The following is a 19,895-nucleotide window of genomic DNA, read 5'->3' as shown; positions in this document are numbered from 1 at the left end:
CACATCGGACAACGACTGGACGGACACTGCCGGTTGGACAGGTGCATCCGTGAGGGCGGCTTCGGGGACGGGCCGACGATCGGGTAACCGGCGACGCCTACCGCGCGGTCGGGTACCGCGGTTCGTTCCAGCCCTGCATGAACGCCTTGCCGAGCGCGACGGCCCCGCGCACAAGCGCCGTCACGACGACGACCACAAACACGAAGCCGCCGAGGTTGCTGGGCCACGGGTCGGTGAACGACGGCAGTGCAGCAACGGCGGCGACAACGCCGACCGCAAGCGACAGCCACAGGTACCGGCTGCGCTGCCTGATCCACTGCAGCATGGCGAAAGGGTAGGAGCACGAGCCTGCGTCCGGTAGCGACGTGTCCCCGCGGCCCAGCTGTCCCTAGGTAGAGCGCTCAGGGACATAAGGCGGCTTTCAGGGGCAGCGTTCAGGCTGCACTCATGGTGGCTCGGAAGCCAACGCGTACGCCGACGCCAGCGTGTGCTCGGAGCGGAGAATGCTCGCCTACCGCTGCAGCGGATCCACTGGCCCGGCGTTACCCGACGCCTTCGTCGTCGAGTTGCTCAGGCAAGGGGTCGCTCGAAAGTCACTAGGACGCCCTCCACACCGCCTGGTCCGACGCGGCCCCCTTCACCTCGACGGCCTTGAGTTGCCAGCCCTGGCGAGCGTGCGCATTGAGGACCTTCTCGAGCTTGTCGCCGGACATCTTGCCGCCGATCATGCCCTCGCGGATCTCTTCGACCTTGTACTCGTAGCGCCCAGCCATCGACTGCTCCACTCGCCGGTGCCGAGGAGGCAGCCTGTCCGGTGGGACATCCGGTGTCTAGGTCGGCCGACGTCACGATGGCCTCCGCCACCGACGGAGGCGTCCACCGCCGACCTGGGCTGTCCCTGGCTGGGCCGCTCAGGGCGCAGGTTGGCAGCCGCGGTACTAGCCCTGGACAGGTCTACGACGCCCCGCGGCTAACCCCGCACGAGGTCGTTGGAGCGGTTACAGCCCGGCATCATCGGTTCGTTCACTGTGGGGTCGTGGAGCCCGGAGTATCACCCGACTCCGGCATACCCTCGGGGCCATACATGCACACCGTCCAGCGACCCTCCATTTTACGGAAGTAGAGACTGCTGGGTTCAGCCGCATTAGCGGTCTGCACAGTCGCGGACGCGGCGTCACCGTTGATCACAACGTTGTCTACGCGAACGTCGATGTCAGGGTCAGGTTGCTCAGGTTCCGCTTCGGGATCCTCCTCATAGTAGAGGTCGAAGTGCTTGGCGTCCTCGGGACACATGAGATTCATAACCTCTGCTTTGGTGCCGCTTTCAACGGCGAGGGTGAAGTCCCCAATCAACTTACGAATTGATTCTTCGTCCTGGCCCATCCGTGTCGGCCCTCCCGACGGCTGCTGCGACTGGTCGGAGACAAGCAACCAAGTGGCTGTCAATGCCATCAATAGGCCAGCGACCACAGCAAACAACCGCAGCGGATGACGTAGTCGAAGTGGCGCCAATGATGCACCCCCTACTTCAGGACTCCCCGAGTGCCGGAACAGACGCAGGGTAGCCCCATCAGCGGCGGGGCGCGCTTCGGATAGCCACCTCCGGCTCTTCAGACGAACCCTTGCTTCATGGAGGAGCGAGGTTTAGCTTGAGGCAACGCCGAACGGGTCAGCTACCCGATGGAGCAATCATGAAGCCTTCGCCTCGGCAGCGGTCTCGTGCAGCCGTCTTTGCATTGCTTGTCGTCCTGTGCACTGGTGGCCTTCCCCACCGCACAACTGAGGCTGCTCCGTCGGCTTCAGTGGCCAGTCAGTGTGCGCCTCTTGATACCGCAGCGAGGGAACTAGAGGCGCAGATCGCTGCGCACAACGCTGCAGGGGCGGGACTGGATAGGTACAGCCCCGCAGCGGTTGATGCCTACAATTCCGTATCGCGTAACCTGAATGCTCAGAGGGACACCCACAATGCCAGGATTGTTGAGTGCAACTCCCTGCTTAAGGCTGCCCTCGAGGCCTTACGCAGCGAGTATTCGGGTGATTACCAGTACATACCAACTCAAGTGAAGGTCGATAACCTGAAGAAGCTTATCAACGATCTTGAGTCCACCGGCAATCTCGATCGCAATTTTGTCTCTCCAGGTCCGAACAGCAGCGGGTTCTATGACTTGCCCGTCGAGCTAGATATGTTGTACAGGACTTTACGTGGAAGGTCTCCGACCACGGAACTCCGATACAGCCAAGAGCATCTGCAAGGACAACCGCGGCCATCAGCTAACGATCCCAATCCAGCCCGCGCGGACCATCGGCCCCTAGGCCTAAATGGCCGAGGCTTATCCAAGGTCTCGCCAGACCATATTATCCCGCTAGTGGAGTTGATACAGCTGCCGGGCTTCTTGAAGTTGAGTCCCGAGAACATGCTGCGAGTAATCAATTCTCCGGTGAACCTGCAGTGGCTACCAACAGGCGTAAACCAAGGCATGGCTCATGATGGCGCGCTCAGAGTCGCCAATCCAGACATGGCATGGGTCTTCAAGCAGTTGACTTTGCGAGGGACAACCCGCCTAAAGGTGCTAGAGCAGATTGAGATGCTAAATCAGCTGCAGCAAGCTGCGACGCCGTGAGCTCTAGGCCGACGGAGCGAGCCCAGCGTTCCAGTCGGAATTCATTAGGCTCAGCCCGGGTCGGCCGATCCGAGCGGTTTATATGTGAATACTATGCTCATTAGAGCTTGTCTCACGTGGATGGCCGGTGACCTGCGAGGTGTTGTCCGGTAGTGGCACAACGACTGGGCCAGGAGGTGGTGCCCGACGGGTTGTGAAACATCGTCGAGCCGTTGATCACGGCGCAGCGCAAGCGACCGCAGGGCGGCGGCACCCGGTACGTCGATGACCGGGCGGTGTCCACCGCGGTCGTCTACGTGCTGACCACCGGCTGCACCGGGCGGTAGTCGACCGCCTGGGCGAGCAGGCGGCCATCGACTGGTCTCGCGCGGTGGTGGATTCAGCCAGCGTGCGGGCGAATACGGGGGCCCGCTGACCAGCCCGAACCCGGTCGACCGCGGCAAACCCGGCGTCAAGTTGCACGTGCTCACCGACGTGGGCGGCCTACCACTGGCCGTGGCAGTCAGCGCGGCCAACACCCACGACAGCCTCGCGCTGATTGCGCTGGGGCAGGCCACCCCGCGATCCGCCCGCGCTGCGGTCCGCGTCGACGGCGTCCGGCCAGGCTGCACGCGGACAAGGGCTATGACTATCCGCACCTGCGGGCCTGGCTGCGGGCTCGCCGCATCACTCCGCGCATCACTCCGCGCATCGCCCGCCGCGGTGTCGAGTCCAGCACGCGGCTGGGCAGGCACCGCTGGGTCGTCGAACGCTCCTTCGCCTGGCTCACCGGCTACCGCCGACTGACCATCCGCTACGAGCGCTCCGCCCGGCTGTTCCCCAATTCCTCACCCTGGCCGCCACGCTCACCTGCTACAAGAAGCTCACGATGTGAGACGAGCTCTAATGATCGTTAGAGCGCGCAAGGTGCGGGGACAAAGTCGGTCAACGGAGGCGGACTGTTCCGGAACTCTCCTCCACCAGCTCCTCCACCGGGCGGAAGGGCACGTCGAGCCCAAAGCAGGCGGGTCCGAAGACGGCGAGCGCTTCGGGCGTGCGCATGAGGTCCGGCGTCGAGATGCCTACCACGGTGACCCGTTGCCCGTAGCGCAACCCCTCCGTTGTGATCGGCTCGGCGGTGTCGTCCTCGAGGACACAGATCAGGTCGGGCACGGTGCAGCGCACCTCCCCGTCCACGACCGCGACGAGGTGCTCGTTCTGGAACGTGATCTCCAGGCGCGAGTCGCCCTCGAAGCTCGTGAACCGCACCGTGCCGCGGGCGAAACCCTCCACCGTTCTTCGCTCGACGTCCACGACCTTGCCCCGGAACAGCACGCGCAGATGCGTGTAGATCGTGGCGGCCAGTGCGGTCCGCAGGGCGTCGACGGGATCCGCGTGGGCCTCCCGCGCCTCGCGGACGGCTCGGCCCAGCGCCAGGCCCAAGGAGAGGGTGCGCGGCACTGCCGTCCGCTTCACGTCGGCACCGCTCATGGAGTACTCGGCGATGTGGCTCGCCCCGCCCATCCGGATCGTGACCCCGCGTGCCAGCCACTCCATCCGCCGGCTGTCCGCCCCGGTGTCGATGACGACGGTCTCGTCGCGCTCGCCGGCGACGGACATAGGTGACCCCGGGACGCCGTACACAAAGAACGTCTCCATCTGCAGCTCGGGGAACGCTCGGCCCATGCCGTCGGCGTCGACGACGGGCAGCCCTGCGCGGGCGGCGACGACGAGCGGGATCATCGAGTTCATGCCGCCGCACTCGACCGGCATAGTCGCGTCGGCACGGCGGCCCAGGTGGCTCTCCAGCGCCCGCAGCGCGGCGAGCGCCTCGGTGCCGCGGGCGATCTTCTCCACCATGACGGTCGGCGCACCCATCATCGCGGTGGGGATCACGAACGCGTCATCGTCCACCTCGTCGGGGTCCAGCACGGTAACGGGCGCGTTCGCGCGGATCGCCTGCTCGACGAGCAGCCGCCCGATCCGCGGATCGCCGCCGCCGCCGGTGCCGAGGATCGCCGCCCCGCGAGCCAGATCCGGCAGCTGCTCAGAGCCGAGGGTCCAGGCCACTAGGCCTCCCTCGGGACGCGCACCGGGTCGAGGTCGTAGCCGAAGTACCGCGGACCGACCAGCGCTATCCCGGCCTCGGAATGCCAGCGCTCGTCACACGGGGCGGTGATGACACTGACCCGGTGGCCGTACCGGAGCGACTCGGTCGTGATCGGTTCCCCGGTCTCGCGGTCGAGCACGATGATCAGGTCGGGCGTGGTGGCGATCGGCGTCCCGTCCCTCTCCGCGATCAGGTGCTCGTTCTGGAAGCGCAGCACGAGCCGGGTGCCGGCCGAGGCGTCGACGCCCTCGATCGTGGCGTCGCCGCGTGCGAAGCCGGTGGCCGTGCGCCGCGCGATGTCGACGACCTTGCCCGTGTGCACCACCTGCCCGCGAAGCCGGTCCACGACCGCCGTCACCGGGTCGCGGTGCTCACGGCGCGCCCGGTCGATGTCGCGTCCGAGCGCGATGCAGAGGCCCAATGTGCCGGCCGCGAACCCCTGCCGGACCTCCGCCCCGGTCATTGCGTAGAGGGAGACGATCGCCGAGCAACCCATCTCGATCGTCGCCGTCCGGGCCAGCCGCTCGGCCCAGTGGTTGTCGACGGTGTGGAGGACGCCACGGTTGCCCTTCTCGTCCACGATCGACATGGGGGTCGCGGCGATCCCTGACAGGGTCGGCAGCACCATCTGCAGCTCCGGGAACGCCCGGCCCATCCCGTCGCCGTCGACGAGCGGCAGCCCGAGCTGCGCGGCGGCGACGAACGGGATGGTCGAGTTGACCCCGCCGGCCTCGATGCAGGCGACGTGGGTGGCGGTGCGGCCGAGATAGCGGGCGAGGGCCGTCACGGCCGTGCCCACCTGCTCGGCGGAGGGGATCTTCTCGACCATCACCGTCGGGGCGCCCATCATGCCGACCGGTAGCACGGATGCGTCGTCCGGCAGCTCGTCGGGCGTCACCGTCTCGACAGGCCCGTGAGCGCGCAGCGCCTGCTCGGCGAGCAGCCGCCCGATGTACGGGTCGCCGCCTCCGCCGGTGCCGAGTACGGCCGCGCCGCGGGCCAGCGCTGCCACGTCGTCCAGGCCGACCTTGGTCATGTTCCTGCTCCCAGCCGCAGGTCGCCGACCGCCTTGCATCTGATGCGCGTCGCGTTTCCCGGCAGGTAGGGCAGCGGCACCTCGTCGAAGTCGACGACCCGGACGGCCGCGGGGTCGGCGCCGGCGGCTATCGCGCGGTCGACCGCCTCCTGCCGGGCTTCGTCCACGACCGCGTCGCGCCGGCCCGGCTCGATGGCGTAGACGCGGTCAACCTCTCCGCCGACCTGGGCGATCGCCGCGCCGATGGCGTTGGCGACCGCGAAGTGCTCGGGGCGGTGCAGCTCTCCGGCGCCCGGCAGCTCGTCGGGGAGGAGGACCGAGCCACCGCCCACGGCCACGACGGGCAGCGGCTCCGGGGAGGTGCGCATCCGCTCGACGGTGTCGGCCACGTTGCCGGCTATCCGCTCCAGCGCCTCGTTCACCAGGCTCGCGTCCAGGTCCTGCACCAGGGAGGAGTCCCCGATGCTCGCGCGACCGGCGGCGACGGCGACGTCCGTCGCGGTGAGGGTCGAGCCGCCGAAGACGAAAGCCTCCTCGGTCAGCCGGTAGCCGACGGACTGGGGACCGACGGTCACCCGGCCGTCCTGCCGGACCAGGCTGCCACCGCCGATGCCGATGCTCAGCACGTCGGGCATCCGGAAGTTGGTCCGGATCCCGGCGACGCTCACCTCGGTGGTGGCCTCCCGCGGAAAGCCGTGGGTGAGCACGCCGACGTCACTCGTTGTGCCGCCGACGTCGACCACGGCACACGTCTCGAGGCCGGACAGCAACGCGGCGCCGCGCATGGAGTTGGTCGGCCCGGAGGCGAACGTGGACACGGGATAGCGGCGGGCGAAGTCGACGTCCATCAGCGTGCCGTCGTTCTGGCTCAGATAGAGTGGCGCGGAGATGCCGTGCCCCGCCACGGACGCCGCGAGGCCGTCGACGATGTGGGTCGCCAGCTCGCGCAGCGCGGCGTTGATGACGGTGGCGTTCTCCCGCTCCAGGAGGCCGATACGGCCGATCTCGTGCGACAGCGAGATTGCCACGTCCGGGCCGAGCTCGGCCGACAGGATCTCGGCCGCCCGCAGTTCGAACTCCGTGTTCACGGGCGAGAACACCGACGCGATCGCCACGGACCGGGTGCCGTGTGCGGCCATGTCGGCCGCGTGCGCCCGGAGCTCCCCCTCGTCGAGGTCGGAGATGGGACGCCCGTCGAACTCGTGACCGCCGTGGGCGAGGTAGGCCCGCCCGGAGATCGCCTCGACCAGCTGAGGCGGCCAGTCGACCATGGGTGGCAGCGACGCGGTGGCGGGCAGGCCGAGCCGCAGGGCCGCTGTCGGCGCCAGCCGACGGGCCTCGACGAGCGCGTTGATGAAGTGGGTCGTCCCGATCATCACGGCGGTCACGGCGGCGGGGTCGAACGCGCGTTGCGCCTGCAGGCTGTCCAGGGCGTGGACGATTCCCGCGGTCACGTCCTCGCTCGTGGGCGACTTCGTCGCCGCCAGGACCGTGGTGCCGTCGAGGAGGACGGCGTCCGTGTTCGTCCCGCCGACGTCGATTCCGATGCGCACGTCGCACTCCTGTCGATCGAGACGGGCGGATCAATGCCCGGTGGGCGGAGCGGAACGCGGTGTCTCCTCGGCCTCGTCCATCAGGGCCTCCTCGGCGTCCTTCTCGCGGGTGACGCCAACGCCCCGGACGAGGCCCAGACGACCGGCCACCACGTAGGCAACGAAGGCGATGACGAGCGAGTTGACGCTCGGCAGTCCCCACTCCCAGAACCTGCCGATGAGCCCGGCGGCCAGCCAGATGACGAGGGTGGCCGGCACCCAGGTGGGCGCCGTCGTCGGGGGCCCTCCGGTGCCGCGGGTGGACTCCAGGTCGGCCCGCCAACGCTTCACGATGAAGTACTCGGCGACCATGATCCCGGCGATGGGCGGGAAGGCGACCCCGAGAACGATGAGGAAGTCCACGAACCGCTCGAGGATCCCGGCAGCCGCGAGGACGCTGCCCAGCACGCCGACGACGAGCGTGACGAGCCCCCGGTTGACGTGGCGGCCGAAGACCGTGCCGACGAAGTTCACGATGCCGAGCCCGGAGCTGTACAGGTTCCAGTCATTGATCTTGATCGTGCCCAGGATGATAACCAGGACGCCGACCCACCCGACTGACGAGGTGACGATCTGGATGATGTCGCCTGAGCGGATCGCGTGGGCCAGTAGCACCCCGGACAGCCCGATGACCAACTCACCGAGAGTGATCCCGATCACGGTCTGCTTCACGACGTCGGCCGCGCTGCGGTTGAAGCGGGTCATGTCGGGCGTGATGACGGCGCCCACGATGAACCCACCCGCGACCAGGGTCGTGCCCTCCAGCAGAGACAGCGGCGGGCCGGCCGGGGCGGAGTCGACCAACGTGCCGATGTCGTGGTCGGTCAGCTCGCTGATGATCGACCACCCGACGAGCACCACGAACGCCGGGACGGTGATGTTGGCGACCCACTGCATGGAGTGGAAGCCGTACAGGACGACCAAGGTGACGGCGAGTCCGAAGATCAGCGACCAGACCCACACCGGAAACACGCCGAGCAGCTGTTCCAGCCCCTGGGCCGACACGGCGGACTGGACTCCGAACCAGCCGATGAGGCTAATCCCGATCGCCAGGCCGATCAGGGCCGAGCCGCCGTGACCGAAGCCGGTCCAACGCGCCAGCACCGATGTCTGCAGTCCCTCGCGCATACCGGCGATCCCCACGAAGATCGCGACGACCTCAAGGATCACCGCGCCAAGGAGCAGCGCCAGCACGGCGTCCCAGAACCGCATGCCGAAACCGAGCGTCGAACCGAGCAGGAACTGGCTCAGGGCCGAGATTTGCCCGAACCGCTGCACGGCGACCTGCCACCACGAGTAGCGCTCCTCGAGCGGGACACGGGTCAGCGCGTGGTCCTCCACGCCGACAGAAGCACGAGCCATCAGGACCTCCGGATACGGACAGCAGAGGCGGCGCGCACAGCAGCCACCGGAGTGCGTCGGCGACGCGTGTCAACAGCACGCCCTCGGTCCCGCTGCTCGGTCAGCCGAAGGCGTAGCCAGCGAACTCCCAGGGGAGTCACGCGGGTCATCTTAGGGACGTGTGCGAAATTTGCATTCTGGGAGCAGGCGGGCTCCGACCACCGGCCAAACCCTCAGCCGAGACCGGTTCCACCTCGACGGCACCCAGGTCACCGCTGCCGGGGAATCTCAGCGCAGCAAGCGCCGAGTTCGGCGCCGTCCATGCCCGCATCGCCGGAGCCCATCCTCGCCGTCGTCCATCCAGCTGGCCGTTCCATCAACCCGAGGCTTTCACGCGAAGGCGCCATGACCGGGTGTTGATCAACTGAAAAGTGCTCCTGACCAGCAAGGATGTGTCTTGTCTAGTGCTGCGTAACTAACGTCGTTTGTGTCTTGCGGTGTCGGGGGTCGGTGGCCTGGGCGATGACGGTGTCGGGGTCCTTGGTCCAGGTGAACGAGGTGCATCGGTCGTTTCAGGCGGTGATGAACCGCTCGATGGCGGCGATGAGGTCGGCGATGGTGGGGAAGTTGCCGCGGCGCAGGGCCTGGCGGGTGATGATCGAGAAGAACGCCTCCACCAGGTTCAGCCACGATCCCGAGGTCAGGGTGAAGTGCAGCCGGACCCGGGGATGGCGCTGGAGCCAGGCGCGCACCGCCGGATGCTTGTGAGTGGACAGGTTGTCGACTACGACATGCAGTTGCCGGCGCGGATAGGCGGCGGCGACCTGGTGCAGGAAGGCCAGGAACTCCTGGTGGCGGTGCCGCTCGGTGCATGTCCCGGTCACCTTGCCGGTGGCCACCTCGAGTGCGGCGAACAGCGTGGTGGTGCCGTGCCGGACGTAGTCGAAGCTGGCCGCCTCCGGATGACCGGGGTGCACCGGAAGCGGCGGCGCGGTCCGCTCGAGTGCCTGGAGATGCGGCTTCTCATCCACACAAAGCACCACCGCTTTCTCCGGCGGATGCAGGTACAGCCCGACGACGTCGCGGACCTTAGCCTCCAGCTCGGGGTCGGTGGAGAACGTGAACGTGCCCACCCGCCACGGTTGCACGCCGAAGCGGTGCCAGATCCGGCCCACCGTGGTGTGGGAGATCGGCGTGCCCTCACCGGCCAGCGCTGTGGCAAGCAGCCGCGAGGACCAGTGGGTCGCCCCGAACTGGATCGGCAGCTCGCTCAGCGTCAGCTGCAGCACCCGATCCCGCAGTTCCTCGGGCAGCTGCGCCGGCTTGCCCGGCCGCGACAGGTCCTCCAGGCCGGCCGGCCCCCCGATCGGCGTAGCGGGCGCGCCAGGTCACCACCGTGGCTCGGCGCAGCCGACCATCGCGGCGATTTGCTTGCCCGGCACGCCCTCGGCCGCCAGCAGCACGATCCGGGCCCGTTCGACCTCCCGGGCCGGCGCGCCCTTGTCCCGGGCCCGCCGCTCCAGCTCCCGCCGATCCACCAGGGAAGCTGCACCGTCCGCACGTGCACAGCCATGAGAAAGGGTCCACCCGCGCCCGGCATGACCTCCAGAAACACCGCGAGGGAGCACCAGTGACCAAGAAGGGAGGCCGCCGCGAGGATCGGAGTACACATCGCCACCATCGACCGGGCGATCCGGAACAAGCGGCTCACGCCAATCAGGGCAGACAACGGCTACCACGTCAGGTTGCTGCCTAACGAGGTTGACGAGCTGGCGGTGTGGTGCCCGCAGGTCTGACCCGGCCGCAGATACCCCTCCCCCTACCCACCTGCTCAGAAGCGGTCGCCGAGACTCAGCTTCCTGTGGGCCTCGTGCGCTCGGGCATCAGCAGTACTGGCGGCATAGCGACGCAGCATGTCACTGGATCGCCAGCCCATCAGCCGCATCAGGTTGGTCTCACCACCATCGTTGGCCTGCCACCTGTGCGCTGCGGTGTGACGGAACAGGTGAGCGTGCAGGTTGGGGATGCCGGCCTGTCTCCCGCGCTGCTGCAACATCTGCCGCACACCATCAGCAGACAGCGGCCCACGCCTACCAGCACCGAGCCAGAGGTGGGGCATGGCGGCGTACCTGTCCTCGTCCCGCACCCGGCGGTAGCGGCCCAGTGCCTGTGCTGTCTTGTAGCCGAAGGGGATCAGCCTGAGACGGTTGCCTTTGCCAACTACTCTGATGACCTTCGTCTCCATGTCCAGGTCGTCGAGCTTCAGGTTGGCCAGCTCACTGCGTCGGCATCCCGTGTCCAGGAACAACCGGATGATGGCGGTGTCACGCCGGTCAGCGAACGTCCGACCCGAGCACCCGGATAGCAGGTCACGCACCTGGTCATCGGTGAGGACAGGGACAGGCACCTCGGGCACACGTGGCGCATTGAGGGCCTTCATCGGGTCCTTGTCGATCTCACCCTCAGCCAGCAGCCACTTGTAGAACGATTGCAACCCCTGGAAGTAGGACGCCACGGTGGTGGGCCTCAGCTCCCTCTCGCTCAGCGACACAACATATGTACGTAGATCGCGGGGTGTCAGGGTGTCCAGCTTGAACGAGGGGCCTTGCTGGCGGCACCACTCGTCCAGGGTGTCAACCGCCAGCAGGTAGGCGCGGATGGTGTTCTTGGATTTGCCGTCCGCTTGGAGCGAGATGTGGTAGTCGCGGCGCAGTGGGGAGCTGCTCGGGGTGGGCACGGTTGACAACCTAGCAGGTGTAGCACGCCCCGGACAGTCCTATCAACGCCATCGTATGGGTGAATTTGCTGGTCAGGAGCTTGTTGGCGTAGCGGTCGGCCTCTAAGGCTCACCTGCTAGTTGGTGCCCAGCAGGTTCTGCACGTGGTGGCCGTACTCGTGGGCGAGCACGTAGGCGTTCGGGAACGCGCCGCCCTCGGCGCCGAACTGGCTGCGCAGGGTGTCGAAGAAGGTCAGGTCGATGTACACGAGCTGGTCGGCCGGGCAGTAGAACGGCCCCGAGCCGCTCGTCGCCCCGCCGCACTGCGTCTGCACCTGGCCGGAGAAGAACACGGTCTGGGTGGGGACGTACCCGTCGAGCGTCTGCGACCAGTAGTCCTGGATCGAGTCGATGTCGGCGACGACGGCGCACTCGACGGAGTCGTTGGCGTCGCCGCTGTCGTCGCAGGACTGCGCGAGGGTGCTGGTGTTCGCCGTCTCGCCCTCGCCGAGCCCGGCCAGTGCCCCGAGCCCGGCACCGCCGCCGCTGCCGCTGCCGCCCCCGAGCACCTGCACCAGGACGATGACGATCAGCCCGACCAGGCCGAGCCCGCCACCACCGACGGCGACCCCCCGGCCGCCACCGAGGCCGCCGCCACCGAACCCGCCGCCACCGAACCCGCCGCCTCTGCCGCGCCGGTCCTGGACGTGCGACGTGTCGAGGTCGCCGCCCTCCCTGTACCGCATCGCCCTGTGCCCTCCCCGTCTCGCGTGCCGCTCGACCGTGCCATCGGTCCCGGGGCTCCGCGACCCGGGACGCGGGACGGGCAGGCGTCAGCGGCGCCGGCGGGTCCCGAACAGGCCGCGGGTCAGCTCGCGGCCGAGCGTGCTGGCCGCCGACCGGGCGAAGGAGCGGAAGGCGGAGGAGGCCATGAGGTCCCCGAGCACACCGCGCTCCTCCTCGGGCGCCTCCGCCCGGGTACGCCGCTGGGCCTCCCGCAGAGGCTCCCGCTCGGGCTCCCGCTCGGGCTCCCGCTCGGGCTCCCGGCTCGGCGACGGCGCGGGAGGCGGCGCGAGCCGGGCGGCGAGCACCTCCCGCGCCGACTCCCGGTCGACGGCGGTGCCGTAGCGGGGCTGCAGCGGGGAGGCGGCCACCGCGGCGGCCATCGCGGCGGGCTCGACGGTGCCCATCGACGCCCGCGGCGCCCGAAGCACCGTCCACGCGAGCGGCGTCGGCGCGCCGCGCTCGGACAGCACGGTCACCGCGGCCTCACCGGTGCCCAGGGTCGTCAGCAGCTCCGCGACGTCGTAGACGTCGCTGCGCGGGAAGGTCCGCACGGTCTTCTTCAGCGCGTCGGCGTCCTCGGGGGTGAAGGTGCGCAGCGCGTGCTGCACCCGGTTGCCGAGCTGGCCGAGCACGTCGGAGGGGACGTCGGTCGGCTGCTGGGTGACGAAGAAGACGCCGACGCCCTTCGACCGGATGAGCCGCACGGTCTGGGTGACCGCGGTCAGGAAGGCCTTGCTGGCGCCGGTGAAGAGCAGGTGCGCCTCGTCGAGGAAGAAGACCACCTTCGGGGCGTCCAGGTCGCCGACCTCGGGCAGCTCCTCGAACAGCTCGGCGAGCAGCCACACCAGGAAGGTGGAGAACAGCGCCGGCCGGTCGGCGACGGCGGGCAGCTCGACGGCGCTGATGACGCCGCGGCCGTCCGGCGCGGTGCGGATCAGGTCGGCGGGGTCGAACGCGGGCTCGCCGAAGAAGACGTCGCCGCCGAGGTCCTCCAGCGCCACGAGCTCGCGCAGGACGACCCCCGCCGTCGCCTTGGACAGCCCGCCGAGGCCGGCGAGCTCCTCCTTGCCCTCCTTGCTCGTCAGCCAGGTGAGCAGCGCGCGCAGGTCGGCGAGGTCGAGCAGCGGCAGGCCGGCCTCGTCGGCGTGGTGGAAGACCAGGCCCAGCGAGCTCTCCTGGGTGGCGTTGAGGCCGAGCACCTTGGCCAGGAGGGTGGGGCCGAAGTCGCTGACCGTGGCCCGCACGGGGACGCCGGTGCCCAGGCCGCCGAGCGCGAGGTACTCGACGGGGAAGCCGGTGGGCTGCCACGGGTCGGCGGTGTCGGCCGACCGGCGGGTGACGCGCTCGGTGGCCTCCCCGGGGCGGGCCAGCCCCGCCAGGTCGCCCTTGAGGTCGGCGAGCACCACCGGGACGCCCGCGGCCGAGAGCTGCTCGGCCATGAGCTGCAGGGTGCGCGTCTTGCCGGTGCCGGTCGCCCCGGCGATGAGGCCGTGCCGGTTGAGCACCGACAGCGGGAGCCGCACCTGCGCGTCCGGGTGCGTCCGGCCGCCCACGGACACGGCGCCGAGGTCGAGAGCGGGACCCTCGACGGCGTAGCCGGCCGCGATGCGGGCCGCCGCTGCCGCGGTCTCGTCGTCCGTCGATGGGGTGCTGGGCTCGCTCACGCGAGCGACCGTAGCGACGGCGCGACTCAGGCGCGCTCGGCCGGCTCCGCGCCGGTGCTGGGGACGGCGTCGGGGGCGTCGCGCAGGAACAGGTACCAGTAGGACGTCCCGACGAAGACGACCGCGCCGACGAGGTTGCCCGCGCCCGCCACCAGCCAGTTGACCAGCGTGTCGTCCCACCCGAGGCCGTCGACCCCGGCGAACAGGGCGGCCGGCAGGAAGAACATGTTGGCGACGACGTGGTCGAAGCCCATCGCGACGAAGGCCATGACGGGGAAGAAGACGGCGAGGATCTTGCCGGCGACGCTGCTGGAGGCCAGCGACATCCACACGGCCAGGCACACCAGCCAGTTGCACCCGACGCCGCGCAGGAACGTCTCCCACACGGTGTGGTGCACCTTGCCGTCGGCGATCTCGGCCAGCCGAGTGAAGGTGAGCTGGGCGCTGCCGGTGCTGTCCGGGTCGCCGATGACGCCGGTGGAGACGGCCAGGAAGTAGGCGACGAACAGCGCGCCCACCAGGTTGCCGAGGAGCACCAGCGTGAGGTTCCGGACGACGTCGCCCACGCTGAGCTTGCCGTTCATCGCGCCGAGGGGGACCAGCATCATGTTGCCGGTGGCCAGGTCGGAGCCGGCGATGAGCACGAGCACCAGTCCGAGGGTGAAGGCCGCGCCCATGAACAGCGTCGGCAGCGTGCCCCAGGTGTCGGTGTCCAGGCCGGAGGACACCGTGACGGCGACCAGCGCGCCGAAGGAGATGTAGGCACCGGCGAGGAAGGCGCTCACCAGCACCCGGTCCCAGGTGCGGTGCACCTTCTTGGCGCCGGTCGCGGCCGCGACCTTGGCGATCTCGGCGGGTTCCTTGGCGGTCATCGCGCCTCCCGGGGCTGCGGCGTCGTCCCGGGACGTTAGCGGCACGGGACCGTCCGCGCCGACCGGGGACGCGCTCGGTACGGGCCTGGCCCTAGGGTCGGCGGTCGACGACCGAGCGGGGAGGAGCCCATGGCGTTCTCGAACCGGGTGCGCAGCGCCCTGACCACCACGGTCCTGGCGACCGCCGCCACCGGCTTCCTCGCCGGCTGCGGCTCCGAGGACGAGCAGGAGCAGGTCGCCTACTGCACCAACGAGGACGGCGAGGTCGTCGACGACGACTACTGCGACGACGACTACCGCGGCGGCGGGGGCCTGTTCTTCCTCTACCTCGGCGCCTTCCGTCCCGGCCTGCCCGTGGGCAGCGTGCTGCCCCGCGGCGGCACCCGGGTCGACCCGCGCGACACCGCCGCCCGCCAGCGCTACGGCCTGCCCGGCACCGGCAAGGTGTCGGCCGGCCAGCGGGTGACCGGCGGCATCGGCTCGGGCACCGGCGGCTCGGGCTCCTAGGGGTGCGGCGCGTCGAGGGCGGCGTCGTCCGGCCCGGCTGGGAGGCCGAGGTCGAGGCGCAGGGGCTGGTCTACAACCGGACGACGACGCCGGGCGGCGAGGTCCGCAGCTACTGGCGCGAGGGCCCGTACTACGACTTCACCTCCGCGGAGGTCGAGCGGGTCGAGGGCGCGGTCGCCCAGCTGTTCGAGATGTGCGTGGCCGCCGGCGACCACGTCGTCGAGAACGACCTGTTCGACCGGATGGGCATCCCGCTCATCGCCCGCTCCGGCATCCGCGCCACCTGGGAGGGCGAGCCGCCGAGCGTCTACGGCCGCTTCGACCTGCGCTACGACGGCGAGGGCCCGCCCAAGCTGCTGGAGTTCAACGCCGACACCCCGACCGGGCTGGTCGAGGCGGCGGTCACCCAGTGGAACTGGCACCTGTTCACCGGGCAGGGCCGCGACCAGTGGAACGCGCTGCACGAGAAGCTCGTGGCCGCCTGGCAGCGCAACCTCACCCGGTGGGAGCGGCGGACCGGGCTGCGGCCGCGCGTGCACCTGGCCTGGACCAACGCGGAGACCTCCGGCGAGGACCGCATGACGATCGCCTACCTGATGGACACCGTCGTCCAGGCCGGGTACGAGGCGGTCGAGGTCCTGGTCGAGGACATCGCGCTGGACTCCGGAGACGGCCGCTTCTACGACCCGTCGGGCCGCCACGTCGACGTCGTCTTCAAGCTCTACCCCTGGGAGTGGCTGGTCGACGACGAGTTCGGCGCCGCCGTCCTCGCCGACGCCGCGCGCCCGGGCGGGACGACGTGGATCGAGCCGGTCTACAAGATGCTGTGGAGCACCAAGGCGCTGCTGCCGGTGCTGTGGCAGCTGTTCGGCAGCGACCCGGTGCTCGGCGACCTGCTGCTGCCGGCCTACTTCGCCGACGAGATGCCCTCGACGTGGCGGGACTACGTGCGCAAGCCGCTGTGGGGCCGCGAGGGGGCCAACGTGCAGATCGTCCGCGACGGGCAGGTGGTCACCGCCCTGCCCGGCCGCTACGGCACCGAGGGCTTCGTCGTCCAGGAGTTCGCGCCGCTGCCGGACTTCGCCGGCGTCGACGGGCCGCACCACCCGGTGCTCGGCGCCTGGGTGGTCGACGGCGAGCCGGCGGGCCTCGGCATCCGGGAGAGCGACGGGCTCATCACCGACAACCTGAGCTTCTTCGTCCCGCACACCGTCGACGCCCGCTGAGCGCCCGGCTCACCCGGGCCGGTAGGTGAGCAGCGTGACGCCGGAGCGGAACGTGCGGCTGCCGGTGGCGGTCAGCCGGACGTCGGTGCCCTCGGGGAACAGCCGGCGCCCGCGGCCGAGCACGCGCGGGTGGACGAACAGCCGGTACTCGTCGACCAGGCCGGCACCGATCAGCGCGTGGCACAGCCGGATGCTGCCGGTGACGCCGACCTCGCCGTCGCGTCCGTCCAGCAGCCGGCGCACCTCCTCGACCGGGTCGCCGGACAGCACGGTGGTGTTCGCCCACGCCGGGTCGGTGAGCGTGCGCGAGACGACGGCCTTCTCCACCGCGTCGAGGTGGGCGGTGACGCCGGTCGTGTCCTCGGTCTGCTGCGGCCAGGACGACCGCATGTCCTCGAAGGTCCGACGGCCGACGAGGAACACCGTCTGCGCGGCCATGTGCCCGCGCAGGACCTCGAGCTGGTCGGTGACGTCGCCCTCCGGCTGCGGGAGGAACCAGTCGCCGAGCACCTCGACGACGCCGTCCAGGGGCTGTTCTGGGTGATCACCAGCCAGGCCACGCCGGTCCTCCTGTCGTCAGGTGTCCCTGGACCGACTCCACGGCGGTCCGGGACTCGTCGGTCGGCGGGCGTCCGGGGGCGGAACTACGGTCGGGTCATGCCAGTCGAGGGGGAGTACGAGCCCAGTCCGCAGCAGTGGGTCCGCGACCAGGTCGAGCGCTACGAGGCCACCGGCGGCCGCGAGGCGAACACGCTGCTCGACACCGGCCTGCCCGTCGTCGTCTTCACCACGCGCGGCGCCACCACCGGCAAGGTGCGCAAGCAGCCGCTCATGCGCGTCGAGAAGGACGGCGTCTACGCGATGGTCGGCTCCCAGGGCGGGGCGCCGAAGGACCCGGCCTGGGTGGCCAACCTGCGGAAGTACCCGGACCAGGTGAGCGTGCAGGACGGCCCGGAGCCGTGGGACGGCGTCGCCCGCGAGATCACCGGCGAGGAGAGGGCCGAGTGGTGGGAGCGCGCGGTGGCCGCCTACCCGCCCTACGCCGAGTACCAGCAGAAGACCGACCGGGTCATCCCCGTCTTCCTGGTCGAGCGGAAGGACTGACCCGGGCCACCCGGCGGCCGGCCGCCGGGTGGGGCCGGCGGCTCAGAACCCGGCGACGGCGTGCGGCCGGTACGGCTCCTCGAGGCGGGCGACCTCCTCGTCGGTGAGGCGCAGGTCGACCGCCGCGACGGCGTCGGCGAGGTGGGCCGCCTCGGTGACGCCGACGATCGGTGCGGTGACCACCGGCTTGGCCAGCAGCCAGGCCAGTGCCACCTGCGCCCGCGGCACGCCGCGCTCCCGGGCCACCTCGGCGACCCGCTCGACGATCGCGCGGTCGCTGCCCTCGTCGTAGAGGCGGCTGCCGAAGGCGTCGTTCTCCGACCGGTTCGTCGTCTCGTCCCAGTCGCGGGTGAGCCGGCCGCGGGCCAACGGGCTCCACGGGATGACGCCGATGCCCTGGTCGGCGCACAACGGCAGCATCTCGCGCTCCTCCTCGCGGTTGAGCAGGTTGTAGTGGTCCTGCATCGACACGAAGCGGTGCCAGCCGCGCTCGCCGGCCAGGTGCAGCGCCTTGGAGAACTGCCAGGCCCACATGCTGCTCGCACCGAGGTGGCGCACCTTGCCGCTGCGCACGCACGAGTCCAGCGCCTCGAGGGTCTCCTCGATCGGCGTGTCCGGGTCCCAGCGGTGGATCTGGTACAGGTCGACGTGGTCGACCTGCAGCCGCCGCAGGCTGGCGTCGAGCTCGCGCAGGATCGCCACCCGGGACAGCCCGCCGCCGTTGGGGCCCGGGCGCATCCGGCCGTGCACCTTGGTGGCCAGGACGACGTCGTCGCGGGTGGTGAACTCCCGGACGGCCCTGCCGGTGATCTCCTCGCTGCCGCCGGCCGAGTAGACGTTGGCGGTGTCGAGGAAGGTGACGCCGGCCTCCAGCGCCGCGCGGATCAGCGGCAGCGCCTCGTCCTCGGGCAGGCTCCACGGCGTCATCCCGCGCCCGGGCTCGCCGAAGCTCATCATCCCCAGGCAGATCCGCGAGACCTCCAGGCCGGTGGCGCCCAGGCGCACGTACTCCATGCCCCCACCCTGCGTCCGCGTCGCGCGCCCGGCCACCGTGCCGCCGACGCGGGCTCCTGCGGTGTTCCTCGTGCTCCCAGGGTCCTGCACCGCCGCAGGAGCACCGACGACACCGCGGAAGGGGCCGGCTCCCCGAGGTTGAGAGATCGCCGGCGTTCCTGGTGGACCACGGGCCGTGCAGCGCCGTCGACGCGCGAGGAACACCCGCAGTGCGGCTGCGGGGCGGGCGGCCGGTGAGCCAGGGCTCAGGGCAGGCCGGCGGCCAGGTCCGGCACGCGCTCGGCGACGCCGTCGGGGAACGCGGTGAAGGGCTCGACCTCCACCCGCCGGCGGGCACCGGTCCCGGTCCACCGCCAGGTCCCGACCGCCCGCCCGCCGGTGACGACGGTCGGCCGGAAGACCCCGTTGCCGCCGGGGACGATGCGGTCGGCGTGCTCGGGCGGCACCGTGCAGGTGCGGTCGGCGTAGCCGAGGACGACCTCGTCGAAGCCGGGCAGCAGGTGCAGGCCCTCGGCGTCAGCGCGGCAGGCGGCCAGCCGCTCGGGGGCGGCCGGGTCCAGGAGCATCTCGGTGCCGTCGACGTCGACCGCGGCGAGCCGGTCGCGCACGGCCGCCAGGCCCGCCCGGGCGTCGCGGACGGTGGTGCCGGCCCAGCGCACCAGGTCCGCGACCGTGGCCGGCCCGTGCCCGGTGAAGTAGCGCAGCGCCAGCTCGGCCAGCGCTTCCTCGCGGTCCAGCCGCCGCGGCGCGGGCACCCACTCGTCGAGCAGCACGAACGCCTGGTCGCCGCCCTGGAGCGGGCCGAGCACCAGCGTCGAGGTCTGGGAGAGATACCAGAGCGTGTGGTAGCCCTGCTGGCCCGCGACGGCGCAGCCGCTGTCGGCGAGGACCGCCAGCAGCTCCCTGCGGCCCAGCCGCCGCCCGCCGGAGAGCGCCGCGACGGCAACCCCGCGGGACCGCTCGAGGTCGTCCTCGGTCAGCCCGACGACGGCCCGCCGCTTCGCCGCCCCGGCCAGCGTCCGGGCGCCGAGCAGGTCGAGCATCCAGGGCAGGTCCTCGGCGGGGGTCAGGTGCAGCGTGCCGCGCATAGGCCACGACCGGACGACGGCGCCCGCCTCGAGCGCCGCCTCCACCCCGGCCCGCGAGCGGTCGGCGGTGCGCAGCGCCACCGACGTGACCGCGCCCGGCCAGTCCTGCCCCTGGACGGCGAGCAGCCCGCGCACCGCCGTCGCGGCGTCGGGGAACGGCGGGCCGGCCACCCGCTGGGCGACCAGGCGCAGCAGCGCGACCTCCCGGGGCGTCACCGTCGTCATGGCGCGAGGGTGCC

18 protein-coding genes and 2 pseudogenes are annotated in these 19,895 nt (G+C 70.4%); 5 read left to right on the top strand and 15 right to left on the bottom strand.

All coding sequences use genetic code 11. The annotated features are described in order from the left end of the window. Positions 1–97: 97 nt before the first annotated feature. From BM414_RS15670 to BM414_RS15660, 3 genes are all read right to left on the bottom strand, one after another. The gene (locus tag BM414_RS15670; protein ID WP_093580661.1) at positions 98–325 is read right to left on the bottom strand and encodes a hypothetical protein; all 228 of its coding nucleotides are present in this window, start codon (positions 323–325) and stop codon (positions 98–100) included. Positions 326–596: 271 nt separating this feature from the next. Then, positions 597–773, bottom strand: a complete 177-nt coding sequence (locus BM414_RS15665; protein ID WP_245784760.1) for a DUF4177 domain-containing protein — start codon at positions 771–773, stop codon at positions 597–599. Positions 774–1,023: 250 nt separating this feature from the next. After that, positions 1,024–1,470: an Rv0361 family membrane protein gene (locus tag BM414_RS15660; RefSeq protein ID WP_483866620.1), complete on the bottom strand. Its 447-nt coding sequence runs from the start codon at positions 1,468–1,470 to the stop codon at positions 1,024–1,026. Between the two features lie 590 nt (positions 1,471–2,060). Here BM414_RS15660 and BM414_RS28440 point away from each other — a divergent pair. Both BM414_RS28440 and BM414_RS15655 read left to right on the top strand, forming a co-directional pair. Continuing rightward, on the top strand, positions 2,061–2,621 hold the full coding sequence (locus BM414_RS28440) for a hypothetical protein (protein WP_139245880.1): 561 nt from the start codon (positions 2,061–2,063) through the stop codon (positions 2,619–2,621). A 200-nt stretch (positions 2,622–2,821) separates the two neighbouring features. Continuing rightward, positions 2,822–3,495 (top strand): annotated as a pseudogene (locus BM414_RS15655) (IS5 family transposase). A gap of 50 nt (positions 3,496–3,545) precedes the next feature. On the opposite strand, the gene BM414_RS15650 reads toward BM414_RS15655, so the two are convergent. The 9 genes and pseudogenes from BM414_RS15650 to BM414_RS15610 form a co-directional block, all read right to left on the bottom strand. Further along, on the bottom strand, positions 3,546–4,670 hold the full coding sequence (locus BM414_RS15650; RefSeq protein ID WP_093580657.1) for an S-methyl thiohydantoin desulfurase family protein: 1,125 nt from the start codon (positions 4,668–4,670) through the stop codon (positions 3,546–3,548). Next, positions 4,670–5,746: an S-methyl thiohydantoin desulfurase family protein gene (locus BM414_RS15645; protein WP_093580655.1), complete on the bottom strand. Its 1,077-nt coding sequence runs from the start codon at positions 5,744–5,746 to the stop codon at positions 4,670–4,672. Before BM414_RS15645 ends, BM414_RS15650 begins: the two co-directional genes overlap by 1 nt. Continuing rightward, the gene (locus BM414_RS15640) at positions 5,743–7,299 is read right to left on the bottom strand and encodes a hydantoinase/oxoprolinase family protein (protein ID WP_093580653.1); all 1,557 of its coding nucleotides are present in this window, start codon (positions 7,297–7,299) and stop codon (positions 5,743–5,745) included. Before BM414_RS15640 ends, BM414_RS15645 begins: the two co-directional genes overlap by 4 nt. Before the next feature lie 30 nt (positions 7,300–7,329). Continuing rightward, positions 7,330–8,700: a purine-cytosine permease family protein gene (locus tag BM414_RS15635; protein ID WP_093580651.1), complete on the bottom strand. Its 1,371-nt coding sequence runs from the start codon at positions 8,698–8,700 to the stop codon at positions 7,330–7,332. Between the two features lie 440 nt (positions 8,701–9,140). Further along, positions 9,141–10,220 (bottom strand): annotated as a pseudogene (locus tag BM414_RS15630) (IS630 family transposase). A 290-nt stretch (positions 10,221–10,510) separates the two neighbouring features. Further along, positions 10,511–11,416 carry a tyrosine-type recombinase/integrase gene (locus tag BM414_RS15625; RefSeq protein WP_245784759.1) on the bottom strand — a complete coding sequence of 302 codons (906 nt, stop codon included), beginning with the start codon at positions 11,414–11,416 and terminating at the stop codon, positions 10,511–10,513. A 116-nt stretch (positions 11,417–11,532) separates the two neighbouring features. Continuing rightward, positions 11,533–12,141, bottom strand: a complete 609-nt coding sequence (locus BM414_RS15620) for a neutral zinc metallopeptidase (RefSeq protein WP_093580645.1) — start codon at positions 12,139–12,141, stop codon at positions 11,533–11,535. 87 nt (positions 12,142–12,228) lie between these two features. After that, complete coding sequence (locus BM414_RS15615) at positions 12,229–13,845, bottom strand: helicase HerA-like domain-containing protein (protein ID WP_093580643.1); 1,617 nt, start codon at positions 13,843–13,845, stop codon at positions 12,229–12,231. A 26-nt stretch (positions 13,846–13,871) separates the two neighbouring features. Next, entirely contained in the window at positions 13,872–14,717 is an 846-nt protein-coding gene (locus BM414_RS15610; protein WP_093580641.1) for a formate/nitrite transporter family protein, read from the bottom strand. A gap of 129 nt (positions 14,718–14,846) precedes the next feature. Here BM414_RS15610 and BM414_RS15605 point away from each other — a divergent pair, with 129 nt between their 5' ends. Both BM414_RS15605 and BM414_RS15600 read left to right on the top strand, forming a co-directional pair. Beyond that, the gene (locus BM414_RS15605; RefSeq protein ID WP_093580639.1) at positions 14,847–15,224 is read left to right on the top strand and encodes a hypothetical protein; all 378 of its coding nucleotides are present in this window, start codon (positions 14,847–14,849) and stop codon (positions 15,222–15,224) included. Positions 15,225–15,226: 2 nt separating this feature from the next. Further along, positions 15,227–16,450: a glutathionylspermidine synthase family protein gene (locus tag BM414_RS15600; protein WP_093580637.1), complete on the top strand. Its 1,224-nt coding sequence runs from the start codon at positions 15,227–15,229 to the stop codon at positions 16,448–16,450. A 9-nt stretch (positions 16,451–16,459) separates the two neighbouring features. On the opposite strand, the gene BM414_RS15595 is transcribed toward BM414_RS15600, so the two are convergent. Next, the gene (locus tag BM414_RS15595; RefSeq protein WP_217644741.1) at positions 16,460–16,960 is read right to left on the bottom strand and encodes a dihydrofolate reductase family protein; all 501 of its coding nucleotides are present in this window, start codon (positions 16,958–16,960) and stop codon (positions 16,460–16,462) included. Positions 16,961–17,107: 147 nt separating this feature from the next. Between BM414_RS15595 and BM414_RS15590 the strand changes: the two genes are divergently transcribed. Further along, the gene (locus BM414_RS15590; RefSeq protein ID WP_093580635.1) at positions 17,108–17,554 is read left to right on the top strand and encodes a nitroreductase family deazaflavin-dependent oxidoreductase; all 447 of its coding nucleotides are present in this window, start codon (positions 17,108–17,110) and stop codon (positions 17,552–17,554) included. Between the two features lie 42 nt (positions 17,555–17,596). On the opposite strand, the gene BM414_RS15585 is transcribed toward BM414_RS15590, so the two are convergent. Together BM414_RS15585 and BM414_RS15580 are read right to left on the bottom strand one after the other, a co-directional pair. Then, entirely contained in the window at positions 17,597–18,568 is a 972-nt protein-coding gene (locus BM414_RS15585; RefSeq protein ID WP_093580633.1) for an aldo/keto reductase, read from the bottom strand. Positions 18,569–18,813: 245 nt separating this feature from the next. Continuing rightward, positions 18,814–19,881: a winged helix DNA-binding domain-containing protein gene (locus BM414_RS15580; RefSeq protein WP_093580631.1), complete on the bottom strand. Its 1,068-nt coding sequence runs from the start codon at positions 19,879–19,881 to the stop codon at positions 18,814–18,816. Positions 19,882–19,895 lie beyond the last annotated feature (14 nt).

The sequence above is a fragment of the Geodermatophilus amargosae genome, from assembly GCF_900116515.1.
In the GTDB taxonomy this organism is placed as follows: domain Bacteria; phylum Actinomycetota; class Actinomycetes; order Mycobacteriales; family Geodermatophilaceae; genus Geodermatophilus; species Geodermatophilus amargosae.
Note: the sequence above shows the minus strand (reverse complement) of the source record. Positions and strands in the feature narration are given on the sequence as shown.